General features: G+C 59.7%; 12 protein-coding genes and 5 pseudogenes. 6 read left to right on the forward strand and 11 right to left on the reverse strand.

The window, feature by feature from the left end; all coding sequences use genetic code 11:
- Positions 1-7: 7 nt before the first annotated feature.
- Together ACEPP2_RS19020 and ACEPP2_RS19025 are read right to left on the reverse strand one after the other, a co-directional pair.
- On the reverse strand, positions 8-1,210 hold the full coding sequence (locus ACEPP2_RS19020) for an ABC transporter substrate-binding protein (protein ID WP_395517589.1): 1,203 nt from the start codon (positions 1,208-1,210) through the stop codon (positions 8-10).
- Between the two features lie 71 nt (positions 1,211-1,281).
- Positions 1,282-2,019: an enoyl-CoA hydratase/isomerase family protein gene (locus tag ACEPP2_RS19025; RefSeq protein ID WP_395517590.1), complete on the reverse strand. Its 738-nt coding sequence runs from the start codon at positions 2,017-2,019 to the stop codon at positions 1,282-1,284.
- Between the two features lie 174 nt (positions 2,020-2,193).
- Here ACEPP2_RS19025 and ACEPP2_RS19030 point away from each other — a divergent pair, with 174 nt between their 5' ends.
- Positions 2,194-3,804 (forward strand): AMP-binding protein, encoded by a 1,611-nt coding sequence (locus ACEPP2_RS19030; protein ID WP_395517591.1) that lies wholly within the window; start codon positions 2,194-2,196, stop codon positions 3,802-3,804.
- A gap of 33 nt (positions 3,805-3,837) precedes the next feature.
- Positions 3,838-5,415 carry an aldehyde dehydrogenase family protein gene (locus tag ACEPP2_RS19035; RefSeq protein WP_395517592.1) on the forward strand — a complete coding sequence of 526 codons (1,578 nt, stop codon included), beginning with the start codon at positions 3,838-3,840 and terminating at the stop codon, positions 5,413-5,415.
- Positions 5,416-5,572: 157 nt separating this feature from the next.
- Here the strand turns inward: ACEPP2_RS19035 and ACEPP2_RS19040 are convergent, their stop codons facing one another.
- Positions 5,573-6,439 carry an ABC transporter permease subunit gene (locus tag ACEPP2_RS19040; protein ID WP_395517593.1) on the reverse strand — a complete coding sequence of 289 codons (867 nt, stop codon included), beginning with the start codon at positions 6,437-6,439 and terminating at the stop codon, positions 5,573-5,575.
- A 71-nt stretch (positions 6,440-6,510) separates the two neighbouring features.
- Entirely contained in the window at positions 6,511-7,464 is a 954-nt protein-coding gene (locus ACEPP2_RS19045; protein ID WP_395517594.1) for an ABC transporter ATP-binding protein, read from the reverse strand.
- A gap of 94 nt (positions 7,465-7,558) precedes the next feature.
- Between ACEPP2_RS19045 and istA (ACEPP2_RS19050) the strand changes: the two are divergent.
- Positions 7,559-8,433, forward strand: a pseudogene (gene istA / locus ACEPP2_RS19050) (IS21 family transposase); the annotation flags it as partial.
- Here the strand turns inward: istA (ACEPP2_RS19050) and istA (ACEPP2_RS19055) are convergent.
- Positions 8,421-9,209: pseudogene (gene istA, locus ACEPP2_RS19055) on the reverse strand (IS21 family transposase); the annotation flags it as partial. The pseudogenes istA (ACEPP2_RS19050) and istA (ACEPP2_RS19055) overlap by 13 nt on opposite strands.
- 113 nt (positions 9,210-9,322) lie before the next feature.
- Here istA (ACEPP2_RS19055) and tnpC point away from each other — a divergent pair.
- A pseudogene (gene tnpC / locus ACEPP2_RS19060) lies at positions 9,323-10,588 on the forward strand (IS66 family transposase); the annotation flags it as partial.
- A 212-nt stretch (positions 10,589-10,800) separates the two neighbouring features.
- Here the strand turns inward: tnpC and ACEPP2_RS19065 are convergent.
- The 4 genes and pseudogenes from ACEPP2_RS19065 to gdhA all read right to left on the reverse strand — a co-directional run bounded on the left by ACEPP2_RS19065 (position 10,801) and on the right by gdhA (position 15,097).
- Entirely contained in the window at positions 10,801-11,118 is a 318-nt protein-coding gene (locus ACEPP2_RS19065) for a cupin domain-containing protein (protein WP_077548883.1), read from the reverse strand.
- A 41-nt stretch (positions 11,119-11,159) separates the two neighbouring features.
- Positions 11,160-11,603 carry a CBS domain-containing protein gene (locus ACEPP2_RS19070; protein ID WP_395517595.1) on the reverse strand — a complete coding sequence of 148 codons (444 nt, stop codon included), beginning with the start codon at positions 11,601-11,603 and terminating at the stop codon, positions 11,160-11,162.
- Positions 11,604-11,840: 237 nt separating this feature from the next.
- A complete protein-coding gene (gene ilvD / locus ACEPP2_RS19075; RefSeq protein WP_395517596.1) occupies positions 11,841-13,514 on the reverse strand; it encodes a dihydroxy-acid dehydratase in 1,674 nt (557 codons plus the stop codon).
- A 223-nt stretch (positions 13,515-13,737) separates the two neighbouring features.
- Positions 13,738-15,097 (reverse strand): annotated as a pseudogene (gene gdhA / locus ACEPP2_RS19080) (NADP-specific glutamate dehydrogenase).
- Between the two features lie 138 nt (positions 15,098-15,235).
- Between gdhA and ACEPP2_RS19085 the strand changes: the two are divergent.
- The gene (locus ACEPP2_RS19085; protein ID WP_395517597.1) at positions 15,236-15,520 is read left to right on the forward strand and encodes a DUF6522 family protein; all 285 of its coding nucleotides are present in this window, start codon (positions 15,236-15,238) and stop codon (positions 15,518-15,520) included.
- A gap of 31 nt (positions 15,521-15,551) precedes the next feature.
- The gene (locus tag ACEPP2_RS19090; RefSeq protein ID WP_395517598.1) at positions 15,552-16,019 is read left to right on the forward strand and encodes a hemerythrin domain-containing protein; all 468 of its coding nucleotides are present in this window, start codon (positions 15,552-15,554) and stop codon (positions 16,017-16,019) included.
- 456 nt (positions 16,020-16,475) lie between these two features.
- On the opposite strand, the gene ACEPP2_RS19095 is transcribed toward ACEPP2_RS19090, so the two are convergent.
- Together ACEPP2_RS19095 and ACEPP2_RS19100 are read right to left on the reverse strand one after the other, a co-directional pair.
- On the reverse strand, positions 16,476-16,634 hold the full coding sequence (locus ACEPP2_RS19095) for a hypothetical protein (RefSeq protein ID WP_395517599.1): 159 nt from the start codon (positions 16,632-16,634) through the stop codon (positions 16,476-16,478).
- Positions 16,635-16,681: 47 nt separating this feature from the next.
- Positions 16,682-18,052 (reverse strand): annotated as a pseudogene (locus ACEPP2_RS19100) (transposase).
- Positions 18,053-18,096 lie beyond the last annotated feature (44 nt).

Below are 18,096 nucleotides of genomic sequence, written 5' to 3' on the forward strand. Positions count from 1 at the left end.
GCTGGGATCACTTCTTGACGAGCGGGCAAGTGCTGTTTTCGAGCGAAGCGAATGCTTCTTTGCCCGGGATCGTGGCGAGAACCTCGTAAAGGTCGCCTTCAGAGGTGGACTCAGACGGCTTCTTCACCCGGACGAGGAACATGTCGTGGACCACACGGCCATCTTCACGCAGGTAGGCGTTTCGGTTGAAGAAGTCGTTGATGTCCATGCCGCGCATGGCTTCCATCACCTTCGAGCCGCTCTTGGCCTGACCTGCAGCTTCTGCAGCCTTCAGGTAGTTCATGACGGACGAGTAGACGCCAGCGTGAACCATGGTCGGCTTCTTGCCTCCCATGCGCTCGCTATAGCGCGCGGACCATTCGCGGGTCGCATCGTCCATGTCCCAGTAGAAAGCGGTGGTGAGCGTCAGGTCCTGCGCGATGTCGAGACCAACGCCTTGGACGTCGGTCAGGAACAGCAGCATGCCCGCGACCTTCTGGCCAGCCTCGGTGATGCCGAATTCCTGCATCTGCTTGAGCGCAGTCATCGTGTCGCCCGACGAGTTGGCGAGCGCGATCACGTCGGCGCCAGACGCTTGTGCCTGTAGAATGTAAGATGAGAAGTCGGTGGTTTCGCGCGGATGGCGGACGGAACCGATCACTTCGCCGCCTGCTGCGGTGACAGCCTGTGTGGTGTCAGCCTCAAGTGCATGACCGAAGGTGTAGTCGACGGTAATGAAGTACCACTTCTTTGCGCCACCCTGCGTCAGCGCTCTGCCGGTCCCGTTTGCAAGCGCGTAGGTGTCCCAGGTCCACTGCGCCGTCGACGCCGAGCAGGCCTCAGCGGTCAGAGCGGACGAGCCAGCGGTCGAGATCAGAAAAGCGGTGTCCTTCTGGCGGGTGATTTCCTGCACAGCCATAGCAACCGACGAGGTCGGCACGTCGACAACAGCGACGACGTTCTGCTCATCGATCCAGGTGCGTGCCAGCGTCGAACCGATATCCGGCTTGTTCTGGTGGTCGCCGACGATGACCTCGATGCCCTCTCCCAGCAGCTTGCCACCAAAATCCTCGACGGCCATCTGCGCCGCCACGACCGAGCCCTGACCAGAAAGGTCGTAGTTCATGCCGGACATGTCCGTCAGGACGCCAATTCGGTAAGGCTCCGCGAAAGCTGTGGCTGCAGTCAGCGTGAACACGCTCGACAGGATAATGGTCTTCAGATTCTTCATTCTAATGCTCCTCCTTGATGCACAGACGTGCGTAGTCCCCGGCTGCCGCGCTCCCGCCCGACCCCCAGTGATTATTTGCGGCCAGCTTCTTCTAGAAGACGTCGCGATAGGTAGAACTGATCGGCTTCGCTCCATCCCGCCCAGTTCTGGCGGGCATTCCCGTCAATAGCGGACTTGGTCATCCGCAGGGCAAGCGCAGGAACTTTGGCAAGTTCCGCCGCCCATGCGCAAGCAGCAGTGACCGCGGCACCGTCATTCACGATGCGATCGCAAAGGCTAAGCGACAGGGCCTCCTCAGGGCCGATTTTCTCGTCACAAAAAAGGACACGCTTGGCGCGCGACGACCCCAGACGCTCTACGAGGAGCGGCAAACCTCCCCACCCGAGCGTCATGCCGAGCCGCACTTCCGGAAAGCTCAAGTAAGATGATGCGCCCATCACGCGAAAATCTGCCGTCAGCGCCAAGATGGCTCCGCCACCGATCGCCGGCCCCTCGATTGCTGCGATCACGGCCTGTGGCACCTGCCGCCAGGCATCAGTCATACGCCCGCCGGCATTCATTGCCTGCGCGCGTTCCACATCGCCAGCACCCGTCTTCCAAAGCTCCTCGTCCTTAAGGTCCACCCCGGCCGCGAATATCGCAGCGGCACCCGTAAGGACAACAGCGCCAACATCGGCGCGCTGCCCCACAGCATTAGCGGCCGATTCCAGTCCCGCAATGAGCTCGGAATTCAGCGCGTTCGCTTTTCCGCCTCGGTCGAAACGAACGGTCGCCACCTTGCCCTCAACGGACGTCGATACTGCCGACATTTGGCCTCCCTGCCCCTCCCGATGCGCGGTACCTCACAAACCGCTTTGACATACTACCGAGTATGTTGCATACCTATTTTCAGGATTGCAAGGCATATTTTCGTCGGGCAGATAGCGACTGGGGAGGAGCCCAGAAGCTGTGAAAATGCTCTGAGGCCTTTGGAAGGAGAGGACATGACGACCGGTACAGTCTGCGCATCGGATCCGGCACTCGACCGCAACCGTGCGGTGCTCCGCTACATCTTGGAGACCTATGCGGCCGAGCGGCCCGAGGGTCCGTTTGTCCAGTTCTGGCCGGGCGACGAGTGGAGCTATGGCGAGACGCTACGGCGCGTACGCCTGCGCGCAACTACCCTTGCCCGCGCCGGCGTGAACCGCGGGGATCACGTCCTTTGCATGATGAGCAACGGGCCTGACCTGCTCTGCACCTGGTTCGCCATCAACTATCTCGGTGCCGTTTACGTGCCGATCAATACGGCTGCGCGCGGTCGAGTCCTCGAGCACATTCTCGAAGACGCCGACGCGCCGCTTCTGGTTGCTGCTGCCTCGCTGGTCGAGCGTCTGGGCGAGGTCTCACCGGGCAAAGTGAAGACCGTACTGGTCGTGGAGGGACAAACGCAAGCGATTGCGGGCCTTGACGTTCACCTTCTGGAAGACCCGGCCGAGGAAGAGGCGAGCGTTCTCGAGCTCTCTAGCCCGATAGAGCCGTGGGATCTCTACGCCATCATGTACACCTCCGGCACGACCGGGAATGCAAAGGGCGTGATGAGCAGCTACACGCAGCTTTATACGATGGGTCCGGACGCGTTTGACTGCGTTGAGGAAGACGATCGCTGCATGATCTGCGGCCCGATCTTCCACTGCGGTTCAACGCTCTATGTTTATGCGATGCTCGCGCGTGGTCTTTCCATCGGCATGACGCGTGAGTTCAAGACAGGCACCTTCTGGCAGGCCGTGCGCGAGACAGGTTCTACCTACTGCCTGCTGCTTGGCGTGATGGCGAGCTTCCTGCTGAAACAACCGCCATCACATAACGACAAGAACCATCCGCTGCGCCGCGCATTCATCACGCCGTTCGGCGAAGACGGTCCGCTGTTTGCGGAGCGTTTCGGCGTCGACGCCTGGACCATCTATAACATGACCGAAATTTCTTCGCCGATGGTCGCGGGCCCTGGCATCACGTCCAAGGGCATCGCCGGCAAGCCGCGGCCCTGGTACGAACTGCGCATTGTCGACGAAAACGACATCGAGGTTCCGGACGGTCAGGTTGGGGAGCTCATCGTGCGCACCCACCGTCCATGGGCGCTGATGCGCGGTTACTACAACAATCCGAAGGCCACCGTTGAAGCGATGCGCAACGGCTGGTTCCACACCGGGGACGGTTTTCGCCGCGAGAAGGATGGAACCTACTTCTTCGTCGATCGCCTCAAGGACGTGATCCGTCGCCGAGGTGAGAACATTTCCTCCTTCGCCCTTGAAAATGAAGTGCTGAACATTGCGGCCATCCGCGAGTGCGCCGCAGTCGCGGTGCCCTCCGAGTTCAGTGAGGACGAAGTGCTTATTGTCGTGACACCGGTAGAAGGTGCGACCATCGACCCGGCAGCGGTTACCGAGGAACTAACCAGGACCCTGCCTCAATTCATGGTGCCGCGCTACATCCGTATCCTCGACGAACTTCCAAAGACCGCATCCGGCAAGGTGCAGAAGCATATCCTTCGCTCGGCCGGTGTTACGCCCGACACGTTCGACCGTACCACTCAGGCCCCAGGGCGGGTCAGCGCCTAAGCGCGGACACGTAGTTCGACCAAGGATTTTCCCATGTCCCAGACCGCACTGCCGCGCGTCACGTATTCCAACATCCAGGCCGATTTCTCCGGCGTCCATGACCTCCTCGACACCGTGATCGCGAAGGTGCGTGCAGAGCTGCTCGGCCAGGCCTGGCCGCATCGCATCGGTGGCGAGGATGTAGCCACCGGCGCAATCTACGAAGCCGTCTCGCCGATCGACAACCGAATCCTGCTCGGCCGCTTCCACCGTGCCGACGCTGCAGTCGTCGACCGCGCCGTTGCCGCCGCGCGTGCCGCGCAAAAGTCGTGGGGCGCTATGCCATGGCAGGACCGCCTTGTCGCGATACGGCGCTTTGCCGACCAGTTGGAAGAAGAAAAGTTCCAGCTCGCTGTTGCCTGCCTGATTGAGGTCGGCAAGTCCCGCCTCGAGGCGATGGGTGAGGCCGAAGAAGCGATCGACCTCGTGCGTTACTACGCATCGCAGATGGAGGAGAACGACGGCTTTGTCCGCCCGCTGCAGCGCGCCTTCGACAATGAGGAGACCAGCGATCGGCTGCGCCCCTATGGCGTCTTCGGCGTCATCGCACCATTCAACTTCCCGCTGGCATTGTCGGTTGGCATGCTGTCGAGCGCGCTGATCGCTGGCAACACAGTCGTCTACAAGCCGAGCGAGTTTGCCGGACTGACCGGCGCCCTCATCATGCGCGCAGCCGATGCCGCGGGGCTTCCGGCTGGCGTCCTCAACATGATCTGCGGCGACGGCAGCACCGGCCAGGCAATGGTCGATCACCCGGGCTTCGACGGCTTTGCCTTCACCGGCAGCCACAAGGTCGGCTCCGATATGCTGCGCAAGGTCGCAAGCGGCGCCTACAACCGTCCGGTCATCGCCGAGATGGGCGGCAAGAATCCGACCTATGTCGCAGCTTCCGCCGGTGTCGAGCGCGCGGCCCAAGGCATGATGCGCTCGGCCTTTGGCCTGCAGGGCCAGAAATGCTCGGCCGGGTCCAAAGTCTACGTCCATTCCAGCATCCGGGATGTCTTTGTTGAGAGGCTAGTCGCACTGACGAAGGCGATCCGCATCGGCGATCCAAGTGGCCGCGACATCTTCATGGGACCGATCATCAATGAGACCGCCTTCCGCCGTTTCGAGCAGGCGAGCGTCGACGCGGCGCGCGATGGACGCATCCTTGCAGGCGGGAACCAACTTACGGGCGGGATCTACGACCACGGCTTTTATATCGAACCGACCATCGTCGACAGCCTGCCCGCCGACCATCCGCTCAATCGCGACGAACTCTTCCTGCCGTTCCTGACGGTTCAGGTCTTCGACGACCTTGAAGCCGCAATCGCCGACGGCAATGCCATCGCCTATGGCCTCACCGCCGGCTGCTATGCGAGCGATCAAGCCGAGATCGACCTTTTCCTAGACCGTGCTCAAGCAGGCGCCCTCTACGTCAACCGCGCAAGCGGCGCGACCACAGGTGCCTGGCCAGGCATCCAGACATTCTGTGGCTGGAAAGGCTCAGGCCTATCGGGCAAAGGCGGCCTTGGGCCCTTCTACCTACCGCAGTTCATGAGGGAACAGAGCCATACGATCTGGAAGGATTGACCGTGTGGGCATGTAAATGGCCGCCGAATCCTCGGGACATTGCATAGCGGTGCTGCACGGACGATGCATGAATTGTTGCGAGACCACCTGAATGCTCTCGCCACTCACATCTGCGCGCCGCCTCCGCAGCGCGCAGATGCCTCCACGATACCAGCAACTATGCCCTGATCTCTTGCCTTTGGAACACCACGTAGGCCGCGGTGAACAGAGCGAGCATGGCGGCGATGAGGGCGGAGATTTGGGGCCAGACGATCAGGAGGCTTTGCCCGGTTGGCAAGGGCGAGCCGATGACTGCGCCGTGCAGCTGGTGCATGAACAGCGGGCCGACGGAGCGTGCCGCGGGATCGAGCAGGATGCCCGTCACCTCACCGTAAAGCGTCTGCGGAGAAAGGCGAGAAATCGCCTGACGCCACTCGAAGCTGTTCAGGATGCTGGCGGGATCGAGCGGGTCGACGGGAGCCACCACGCCGGCCACAAGCGGTGCGACCATGCCCCAGAAGACAGCCAGGATCAGCCAGACAGACAGGGCTGCGAGCGCGGATGTGGCCGGGGTGCGGATCAGCGTCGACAGTGCGATCGCCAGCGCCAGCCATACGCCTGCATAGGCAAGCGTGACGACAAGCCAGGCGACGCTGCGCACAATATCGCCCCCGGAGGGCGGCAGACCCAAGAACAGCATGCCGAGCCCGACCATCAATAGCCAAAGTGTCAGCAGAGACACGGCGAGAACGATCAGCCCACCCAAGAATTTTCCGAAGAGCATCGCATCGCGGTAGATCGGCTGTGCAAGCACCCGGCTCATCGTGCGCCTGTTGAACTCGCCATTGATTGCGTCAAAGCCGAGTGCAATCGACACCAGCGGCAGCAGAAACCCGAGGAACGCCGCGAACGATGGCAGGGGGTCCTGCGCGACCGTAAACAGCTTTAGAAAAAGGTAGGCGTCCTCAGCGGTGGTATCGCGCAAGCGACCGATCGAGCCATAGACCGCACCAAGTGCTGTCAAGATGACCAGTAGCATGATCATGTTGCATGCGGGCGCTGGGATCGGCCGCCTCCTTCAGCGCGATCGCACCAACCCCAGTGAATGGAGAGCCACTACGCCGCATTGGCTACCTCCGTGAAATAGCGGTTGTAAGCCTCATCCAACCGCGCACGGCGCAGGTCCAGATTGCGCAACGAACCACCCGCATCGACCACGATCTTTGCAAGCTCAGGCCGAACGTCTCGCGTGGCTTCGACCTGCCAGACGCCGTCAGACACCTTTGCCACCGATGCAACGCCATCAGCCTTTTGCGCCAAGCTGGTGAGATCGATACCACCTGCCTCAACATCAACGATGAAAGCGCCGCGACCGATTTGCTGGGCAAGCTCGTCGACTGTGCCGAAGAAGCCGATCCGCCCCTTGTTGAACAGGGCAACTCGACTGCAGATCGCCTGCACCACATCCAACTGATGCGAGGACAGAAGGATCGTGATGCCCTCGCTTGCCAACTGCTGAATGAGCTCCAGCAACTCGTGCGTCGATTGTGGATCGAGCCCTGAAGTTGGCTCATCGAGGATCATTACCTTGCAATCGCGCATCAGGAGCTCAGCTATCCCGAGGCGCTGGCGCATACCACGCGAATAGGTCGAGACACGCCGGCGGCCAGCATCGCTCAAGCGCACCCGCTCCAGCGCGGCATCGATCCGATGATCAATCGCCTTTCGCGACAAGCCGGCCAGCTTTCCCGTGTAGACAAGGTTTTCGCGTCCGGTCATCGTGTCGTAGAAGCCGACAGCATCCGGCAGATAGCCAACCTCGCGCTTGACCTCCAACGGCTGTCGCAGCGGATCCTTGCCAAGGACGCTGACCTCGCCTTCATTGGCCTCCGTCAGGCCAAGGAGCATAAGGATCGTTGTGGTCTTTCCGGCACCATTGGGACCAAGCAGACCGATAACCTCACCCTGGTGGACGGTCATGTCGACGCCGGCGACAGCCACTGCCTCGCCGTAGCGTTTGACCAGCCCCTTTGCTTCAAGAATGAGAGCGGCGGTGAGAAAGTCGGCCACGGTAGCGGCGGGATAGTCCTGCTGCGCCGGAGTAAAACCCGGCCACCTATTTACCCTTCTGCGACGAATGCAGGAGGGCCTGGGGATCTACACCGTGGAACTTTATCTGAAGGTGCGACTGGCTGTCTCGGAAGGGATGAGCCGGCGTCAGGCTGCAAAGCATTTCAACATATCTCGCGACAGCGTTGCCAAGATGGTGTCGTATTCGACGCCGCCGGGCTATCAGCGTCAATTGCCGATCCGGCGACCCAAGCTGGATGCGTTCGTCCCGACAATCGATCACTGGCTGGATGAGGATGTGAAGGTGCCGCGAAAGCAGCGCCATACGGCCAAGCGGGTGTTCGACCCTCTCCGTGACGAGCGCGGGTTCACCGGCGGCTACACGATCATCAAAGATTATATGCGCGAGCGGGATCAGCGCCGTCAGGAGTATTCGTGCCGCTGGCGCATCCGCCTGGCCATGGGCAGGCCGACTTCGGTGAAGCGATGGTGGTGATCGCTGGCGTGGAGCGGAAGGCGCACTTCTTCGTGCTCGACCTTCCGCACAGTGACGGTTGCTATGTCCGGGCCTATCCGGCGGCAGTATCGGAGGCATGGGTCGATGGCCACATCCATGCATTTGCGTTCTTCGGTGCCGTGCCGCAATCGATCGTCTATGACAATGATCGCTGCCTAGTGGCCAAGATCCTGCCGGACGGCACACGCAAGCGGGCAGCGTTGTTCAGTGGCTTCCTGTCCCACTATCTGATCCGGGATCGCTATGGCCGTCCCGGCAAAGGCAACGATAAAGGGAATGTCGAAGGTCTCGTCGGCTATGCCCGGCGTAACTTCATGGTGCCGATCCCGCAGTTTCCAACATGGGAGGCGTTCAACGTCTGGCTGGAAGAGCAATGCCGCAAGCGCCAGCGCGACAAGCTGCGCGGCGAGAGCGAGACGATCGGAGGACGACTGCAGCGGGATCTGGCGGCCAGCCGCGGCGTGAAGAAGCGTTCCCGCACCAGATTGACCTGGTTCTCGACCTGGCCCTTCTCCCACCCCGACGCTGGCGTACAGGCCACCGGTTCGATCAGGTAGTGGCTGCACATCTGTAGGAAGCGGCGATTGTATTGCCGTTCCTTGCCGATGAAGACCGTCTCCACCGCAGTCTTCATGTTATCGTAGATGCCGCGCGTGCAGGCCCCGCCGAAGAACGCGAATGCCCGGTCATGGGCATCGAAGACCATCTCCTGCGTCTCGCGCGGATAGGCTCTCACATACATCCTCCGGCTGTGGCAGAGCCGGACATGCGCCACCTTTACCGTCGTCGTCACGCCGTTCAGCACGACGATCTCGTGGCTCCAGTCAAACTGGTAAGCCTCGCCCGGCGCATAATAGAGCGGCACGTAGGCTTCCGCCGTTACGGAGCCGCGTTCCTTCGCCCAGGTTCGGGCGTAGCGCCGGACTGTGTCGTAACCGCCCGCGTAGCCGAGGTCGCGCAAGTCCTCGAATATCCGGATCAGTGTCAGCCGTTCGCGAGAGGATTTGGCCTCATTGGCGAGCAGCATTCCATCGAGCTGATCGCGCCAGGGGCCGAGCTTCGGCTGAGGTTGACGGGTCCGCTCGTATTTGAACTCCGTCTCATCGCTGCGCAGAACCTTCCGCACCACTTTCCGCGATATGCCAAGCTCCCGGCAGATCGCCTTGATCGACTTGCCCTGCACACGGGAAAGCCGACGTATCTTCAGAATTGTCTCCACAACAAGCATCCAAATAAAAAGCCTCCGATGAAACCGGAGGCTGTTGTAACCCCATCGCAGATGGGGGTCCCATTTGGACGCCGATCACCCCATTTGCGAGGTCCTTATTCCATGCCTAATCACAGCTCGTTATCGCCGCCCCATCCAATTGCACCTGCTGTGGATCGGACAAGCTGTCGAAGCTCGGCGAGGACATTACAGAGACCCTGGAGGTCATCCCGCGTCAGTGGAAGGTCATCCAGACGGTGCGGGAGAAGTTCACCTGCCGCGAGTGCGAGAAGATCACGCAGCCGCCAGCACCCTTCCATGTGACACCCCGCGGCTTTGCCGGCCCGAACCTCCTGGCGATGATCCTGTTCGAGAAGTTCGCCCAGCATCAGCCGCTCAATCGCCAAAGCGAACGCTATGCCCGAGAGGGGATCGACCTCAGCCTGTCGACGCTGGCCGACCAGGTCGGCGCGTGTGCCGCAGCCCTCAAGCCAATCCATTCGTTGATCGAGGCTCATGTCCTGGCCGCCGAGCGGCTGCATGGCGACGACACGACCGTGCCGATCCTGGCGAAGGGAAAGACCGATACGGGCCGCATCTGGACGTATGTTCGGGATGATCGACCGTTCGGCGGGCTGTCACCGCCTGCGGCACTGTTCTACGCATCGCGAGACCGGCGACAGGAGCATCCCGAGCGCCACCTGAAGACCTTCACCGGTATTCTGCAGGCCGATGCCTATGGCGGCTATAACCCGCTTTACAAAGTAGATCGCGATCCCGCACCGCTGCGCCAAGCACTCTGCTGGGCACATTCACGCCGCAAGTTCTTCGTGCTGGCCGACATTGCCACGAACGCCAAACGTGGAAGCAAAGCCGCGCCGATCTCACCCATGGCGTTGGAGGCCGTCAAGCGGATCGATGCCCTGTTCGACATCGAGCGGGAGATCAACGGTCTTGCCGCCCAACAGCGACTGGAGCACCGATGTAAGAACAGCCTGCCTCTCGTTGAAGAACTGCACGACTGGCTCCAAAATGAGCGGGCAAAGCTGTCGCGCAGCTCTCCGGTCGCTGAGGCAGCCGACTACATGCTGAAGCGTTGGGATGGCTTTACGTCATTCCTCGACGATGGCCGCGTCTGCCTCACAAACAACGCCGCCGAACGAGCGCTTAGAGGCTTTGCACTGGGCAGGAAGTCATGGCTCTTTGCCGGATCGGATCGTGGGGCTGATCGTGCAGCCTTCATGGCCACGCTGATCATGACCGCCAAGCTCAATGACATCGACCCGCAGGCCTGGCTCGCTGACGTTCTCGCTCGTATCGCCGACACTCCTATCAGTAGGCTGGAGCAATTGCTTCCGTGGAACTGGACACCCAGAACGTTAAACGCTCAAGCGGCCTAACCTGCGGCCGTCGCCGGATGCTTACGGTACAACCTGCAATCCGACGACCCACAAGCTGATCGACCCCGATGCAGCACAGTCGGGACGTGCTGCCGCTGTCGAGAGATGGGAGCCGGAGTTTGATGCGGAAGCCGCCTTCGCATGACACGCATGCCCTGCCCGCTCTTAACCGAGGGCGGTACTTTGTAATGAGAATAGGCTCAGAACTGCGCCTAAAGCATAATGGTTAGCAGCAGCGTGGAATCCACATGAGCCGATAACGCATGTCTGGCCCCGCCCTCCAGGAACACCCAATCGCCCGCCCTTAGCTGGATCTCCCGTGTCTCAAGGCGAAGAACCACGTCGCCGCTGATGCAGAAGAGCGTTAGCTCTTTTGGAACATGGTGCCACGGGATTTCACGTCCCGCTTGAACGCCAAGCCGGACCGCTTCGAATGACGAGGTCTTCACAAGGGCTGCGGTACGCGTAGCGCCGACCTGTTCATCCCGCAGACCGATCACTTCTCCCGGTTTCGCATGAGCCAATGCCATTCAACGTTCTCCAACTCGATTCTGACGCCCGACGGGTTGCCTCAGTGATAGCCTATGCACATCACGTAGTCTCGCAAAAGGGCCTCCTCTTGCTCCACCTCTCCCATCAATGCTTGCAGCACATCAGGCGCAGCCAGAACGCCCAGTGGGCGACGTCGCGCGTCAACCACTGGGACATTCTTCAGCTTCTTGTCCTTCATCGCTTGCCAAACTTCATTCAGCCGATCGCCGGGGCTACAGTCTGCCACTGCTTTCGTCATCACGGCCGCAACACCCATAGTGCAACTCGATCCGCAGCAATGGCTGATCTGCGCAACCACATCAGACTTCGTTATGACGCCGGCAAGAACGCCTTGGCTGTCGCAGACGACAACCATGTCCGATCTATTATCGCGCAACAGGCGAGCCGCTTCCGTAACGGGTGCATCCTCAGGTATAGCGATCAAACGTGAGCTAGCGTCAGCGAGCAATCGATCAACGAGCATGAGAAACCTCCAGACCTAGAGTGGCGCCGTGTCACCCAGCGCAGGGTCTGCGCCTTGTTTACCCAGATACTGCTCCGAGCGTCGTCTCCGTCGATTCAGAGTCGAATCTTTATAACGCAGCACCCTTGGTGTGGCCAAAGATGACGGATAGCCGCATATTCAGAAACCTTCAACCAAAGGAGTCGACGCGACAATTTGACTTAGGAGCCGCCGGTCCGCCTCGCGCATGTGTGACAGTCAGCCTGTCACCGCCCCTTCATTCGCGGGACGCGCAAGCAGAGCAAATTTTCCAAGAACGCCGCGGGTATATCGCGGTTGGGGCTTTCGCCATAGGGCTCTTCGCCTTGCGATCTCCCCCTCATCTAGCTCAAGCCTGAGCAGGTGCTGTTCAGCATTGATGGTGATGAGGTCCCCGTCTTCCACCAAGGCAATCGCACCGCCGTCGTAAGCTTCTGGCGTTACATGGCCGACGACCAGGCCCCAGGTGCCCCCCGAAAAGCGCCCATCGGTGATCAATGCGACGCTGTCACCCAGCCCCCGCCCGATGATGGCTGAAGTGGGGGCAAGCATTTCAGGCATACCCGGTCCGCCCTTTGGACCGAGGTAGCGGAGCACCAGAACATCTCCAGGTTTTATCTGATCGGCGAGAATGGCCGCCATCGCGGCTTGTTCATCGTTGAACACTCTTGCCGGTCCTGTGATCTTCGTACTTTTCAGCCCTGTGATCTTCGCGACGGCGCCCGCCTCAGCCAGATTTCCTTTGAGAACTGCAAGGTGTCCTTCGCGGTAGAGCGCTCGCTCGATAGGGACGATAACGTCCTGGTCAAGCCGCGGTTGATCTGGAAGCCTCGCCAATTCTTCCCCAAGGGTTTTGCCGGTGATCGTTAAGCAGTCGCCGTGCAGTAATCCGGCGCTCAGCAGCACCTTTAGAACCTGTGGAATCCCGCCTGCTGCATGAAGATCGACCGCCATGTAGCGGCCGGAGGGCTTCAGGTCACAGATCACCGGAACCTTACGCCGCACACGCTCGAAGTCATCCAGTGTCCAATCAATGTCCGCGGCATGGGCGATCGCAAGATAGTGGAGCACGGCGTTCGTCGATCCACCTGTCGCCATGACCAGTGCAACAGCATTCTCGATGGATTTTCGGGTCACGATGTCACGAGGCGTGAGACCTTTCTTCACCGCATCTACCAAGACTCTGGCAGATTGCGCGGCGCTTTCTAGTTTCTCCTCATCCGGGTTCGCCATGTTGGCGGATCCGAGCAGTGACATTCCCAAGGCTTCAAAAGAGGAGCTCATAGTGTTGGCTGTGTACATTCCACCACAAGAACCGGTCGTCGGACAGGCATTACGTTCAATACCTTCGAAGTCCTCGGCAGCCATCGTACCTGCCATATATGAACCCACGGCTTCGAAAGCGGAAACGATGGAAAGCGGCTCTCCCTTCCAATAGCCTGGCTTGATGGTTCCTCCGTAGACATAGATGGCGGGAACATTGGCACGCAGGATGCCGATCATTCCACCTGGCATGTTCTTGTCACATCCGCCTAGCACCAGAACGCCATCCATCCACTGGCCTTGCACCGAGAGCTCGATGCAGTCGGCAATGACCTCCCGCGAGACCAGCGAATACTTCATGCCTTCCGTGCCCATCGCCATGCCATCGGAGATGGTAGGGGTTCCAAACATCTGGGGGTTTGCGCCAGCCGCCTTGATGGCTGCAACTGCTGCGTCGGCCAATGGCTGCAGACCTGCATTGCAGGGCGTGATGGTGGAATGACCATTGGCGACGCCAATCATTGGCTTGTCGAAATCCTCCTTCACATAGCCCAGGGCGTAGTACATCGCCCGGTTCGGCGAACGGGCTGTCCCTTCAGTGATGTTTCTGGAACGATCATTGTGCGGCATGTCAGCTCCCTCCTGGCTCTCATGAGCGAAACGAGCTTTCACAAAGCCAGTTCCCCTTCAGCGCACTGATAGCGCACCCTTCGTGACATCAGGACAAGCGAACCTCGGCCCCGATCAGGAGGTAACATTGTTTTTCTGATGTCAGCTGCAACGGAAGCCAAACCTCCTAGCTGACTACCGGGCATCTTAATCTACAGCGCGCATTGCCTTTTGGCCAGTTGACTCAGATTACGCCAAGCGCGTCCATGGCCTGTGCGACCTTGACGAAACCGGCAATGTTGGCGCCGAGGACATAGTCGCCAGGTGCGCCGTATTCCTCGGCAGTGCCGGCGCAGGTGTCATGGATGTTCTTCATGATCACCGCGAGGCGCGCTTCCGTCTGCTGGAAGGTCCAACTGTCGCGTGAGGCGTTCTGCTGCATTTCGAGCGCAGAGGTGGCGACGCCACCCGCGTTCGCAGCCTTGCCGGGAGCGAAGAGGACGCCGGCTTCCTGGAAGATGCGGATTGCTTCCGGCGTGCAGGGCATGTTCGCGCCTTCGCCGAGTGCGACGAGACCGTTCTTCACCAGCGTCTTCGCGTCGGCGCCGGTCAGTTCGTTCTGCGTTGCTGACGGCATGGCAACGTCACAGGGTACATCCCAGATGGAGCCGGATTCGGCCTTCACGAAATAGACGCCCTTGCCTTCGCCCTTGGCCCGGAGATAGTCGGAGATACGGGCGCGGCGAACTTCCTTGATTTCCTTCAGGAGCTTCAGGTCGATTCCATTTTCGTCCACGATATAGCCGGAACTGTCGGAGATCGCGAGAACCTTGCTGCCGAAAGACTGTACCTTCTCGACGGTGTAGACCGCGACGTTGCCGGAGCCGGACACGACGACGTTCCTTCCATCAAAGCTCTGTCCCTTCGTGGCGAGCATTGACTGAACAAAATAGGTGTTGCCGTATCCGGTCGCTTCCGTCCTTGCACGCGAGCCCCCATAGAAGAGGGCTTTGCCGGTAAGCACGCCTGCTTCGTAGCGGTTCGTCAAACGCTTGTATTGCCCGAACATGTAGCCGATCTCGCGTCCACCGACGCCGATATCGCCTGCCGGCACGTCCGTATATTCCCGATATGGCGGTGAAGCTCTGTCATGAAGGATTGGCAGAAGCGCATGATCTCGCCCTCCGACCGACCACGCGGATTGAAGTCGGATCCCCCCTTGCCGCCGCCGATCGGCATGCCGGTCAAGGCATTCTTGAAGGTCTGTTCGAAGCCGAGAAACTTGATGATGCCGACGTAGACGGACGGATGAAAGCGAATGCCGCCCTTGTAGGGCCCCAGTGCCGAATTGAACTGGACCCGAAAGCCGCGGTTGATCTGAACCCGCCCTGGTCATCGACCCAGGGGACGCGGAAGATGATCTGTCGTTCCGGCTCGCAGATGCGCTCGATCAGCGCGTTCTCGAGGTAGCGCGGGTGCTTTGCGATCACCCGTCCAAGGCTCTCCAGAACTTCCCTTACGGCCTGATGGAACTCCACTTCGCCTGCGTTGCGCCGCAGGACCTCCTGAAGGACCGGCTCAAGCTTCTCGTCATTCGTCACCATTCGGGCAGACTCCGGTCATACAGCTTCGGCATACGCTTGTTGATGGCAGTTTTATGAACTCCCTGGTCTTCCAATTTGCGTTTTCGCAAACTGTTAGGCGTCCAACCCGCTAGAATTGATTAGTTTCCCCAACCGAGGATGTTCGGAGTGAGGATCGAGTACAACGAATCCGGTGATATCGGCCTTGATCCCGATGAGCTAGCGCGCGAATTCCAACTCTCGGCCGACACCCTCCGGCGCTATCTCCGCATGGGTCTCGTCGCGAGCACGGTCGAACGCGGTGAAGACAATGACCTTGGGAAGACGCGCGTTACAGTCCGGGTCGGCAACCGCATCTGGCAGGCGGTGGTAGAGCATGGAGATATCGTTCACCAGGAAAGGCGCGTCCTTCGAGCAGTCACTCCGCTCCGGTCGGCGCCATAATCTTGCTGCGAACAATCAAAGGACCAGAAAAATGGCAATCCTGCAGCCCCTCTCTGCTCGTAACCTGGCGACCCTGGAGATGAACCACCAAGCCCTCCTTGACCTCTGCTTGAAGCTGGAGGAACTGTCCGCCTCAAGCTCAGAGGAGATCGAAGCCGCTACGTGTGATAGGCTCGAAGCAGACCTTCTTCCTCTCCTGCGGCAGACGCAGCAGCTCGAAGAGCAAGCCCTTTTTGAACAATTTGCGGCCGCTACAGAGTCAACTTTCGGTACACATTTCACGCAGGAACTAAAGGCGGAACACCGTTGTGATCTGGCCGCCGCCGCCGATGCCTTAGCGGTGCTGAGATCGATTAGAAACAATACTGCCTCGATTGAACCGGCCCGCCACCTTCTAAGGGGATTTGCGGAGTCGCTGCGTCGTCATATCAATTCCGAAAAACTAGTTATCGAGGCGCTTTTATCGTCGGAAGCGGAGAAGCGGCCTATCTTCTCCTAGCAATCCATCTTCGAAAACTGCGCAGGCCAATATTAAGAGCAGGAGGTGTGTCGGACATCCCAGCTCTGCGGAATGTCTGACGTAAAATCCGCGTTCGAGCTGCTAGACTCCCGGTCCTTCTGCAAGCTCTGCCGGAGCCGTGTTCCCTATGTTGAGGCTTCCGATCCCTATGTTGATTGCCAATTTCTCTCCGCCTCGTCTATCTTCTGGGTAGCCGGATCGCATGTTTCCGAAGACTGTCCTCGCTTGAGCTTCGACAGGGCAGTTATAGACGCGTGAAGATTGACTAGTTGGCGTGCCGCGTCTTCCGTCCGCTCTCCCTGCTCGAGGGTGTCAATAAGACCACGGTAAATCAGAATCTGCTCATCGACAAACGCGCCTGGATGAAATCTTGTCATTGCTCCATCTCCTCTGTGCCAACATTAGATGATGGCTGAGGAAATCAGTTGAGGCATATCAAAAAGCGGCCACAAGCACACCTGCCAGATCGAACGCCGACGGCATCAGACGGTCTGCGTCAATCAATTTCAGGGTCGGATAGTGGCGGATATCGTTGAAAAACTCGTAGGATTGGCTGCTCATCCGCCCATTTCTGCCTTTAGGCGGATCGAGCATGTCCCTCTGCCCAGAGCCGCAGCGTAGGGTGGTAGTCCATGCCGCTCTCAGGCGGCAATGACGCTGTGTGATGGCCTGAGTTTGGCCAACCTTCTGAGGTTTTGTGCCGTCGCTGCAAGCAGGAATTCGTCTCGCGCACCACACGGTCCTCGGAGCCTTAGCCGCGCCATGCGCAGGATGCGCTTGAGGTGAGCAAAGAGCATCTCGACCTTCTTTCGGCGATGCCGTGACTGCACGTATTCCGGTGTTGCGGCTGTCGCTCGGGCGACGTCACGGGCATCTTCGTTGAGATCGCGCGGCACCTTGCGCATCGGTGTGTTAGGGCAGCAGCGAGGCTTCAGTTCGCAGCGATCACAGTCCCTCTTGCTGGCGCGGTAAAGCCGCGTCCCTTCGGCGGTGATCCCTGATCTGGGTGTCGCATAGGTTCGATGGAACTGCTTCAGCTCCTTTCCCGCCGGGCAGATGTAGCGGTCATTCTCGACCTCCCATAAGAAGTCTGAGCGGGAGAAGGTGCCGTCCGTCCTCTTCGACTTGTCGAAGACCGGTATGTACGGCGCGATCTTCTTCTCCTTGACCAGCCATGCGAGATTGTCGGCAGAACCGTAGGCACTGTCGGCCGCCAAATAGCCGGGCCGCAAGCCGAAGCGGCTCTCCGTTCTGTCGAGCATCGTGCGGGATGCTTCAACCTCCGCCTGGCGGATTGCTCGTGTGGCCTCTACGTCCACAATGACGCCGTGGTCTGTTTCGATCAGGTAGTTTGGTGGCATAGGCGAAGAAGGCATGGCCTTTGTGGGCACCGGTCCACTGCGCTGCCGGATCGGACGGAGAGATGAACTTCGGCGTCACCCGCGAGGCAGCACCAAAAGCGGCATCATCGAGAACAGCCAGATATTCCTGCACCGAACGCCCAGCGTCCTCTTTGGCTTCCCATTCAGCGCCCGGTACCGAGCGCTGTTTGTTGGCATCTGCTGCAATCAGGCTAGCGTCGACGGCAAATCCTTCCGCACCGACCAACCCTTGCGCAAGGCAGCGCTCCACGACCGTCTCAAACATATGTCGCAGGATGTCGCTCTGCCGGAACCGGCCATGGCGGTTCTTCGAGAAGCTGGAATGATCAGGCACTTTGCCGTCCAGTCCAAGGCGACAGAACCAGCGATAGGCGAGATTAAGGTGGACCTCTTCGCAGAGCCGCCGCTCAGATCGGATACCCATGGAATAGCCGATGATCAGCATCCGCATCATTAGCTCCGGATTAATCGAAGGGCGACCAGTGGTGCTGTAGAAAGGCTTCAACTGCGCTCGCACGCTGTCGAGTTTGAGATGGCGGTCGATCCGCGCAGCAGATGATCTGCAGGAACGTGATCATCAAGACAGAAGTCGTAGAAGAGCTGCGCCGGAACTGCCTGACATCCCATCATCGCTCAATCCTCCGCAAATCATTGCGGCGATTGAATCACGGCTA

Origin of the sequence: Pseudorhizobium flavum (assembly GCF_044142885.1) — a bacterium.
Classification (GTDB): domain Bacteria; phylum Pseudomonadota; class Alphaproteobacteria; order Rhizobiales; family Rhizobiaceae; genus Neorhizobium; species Neorhizobium flavum.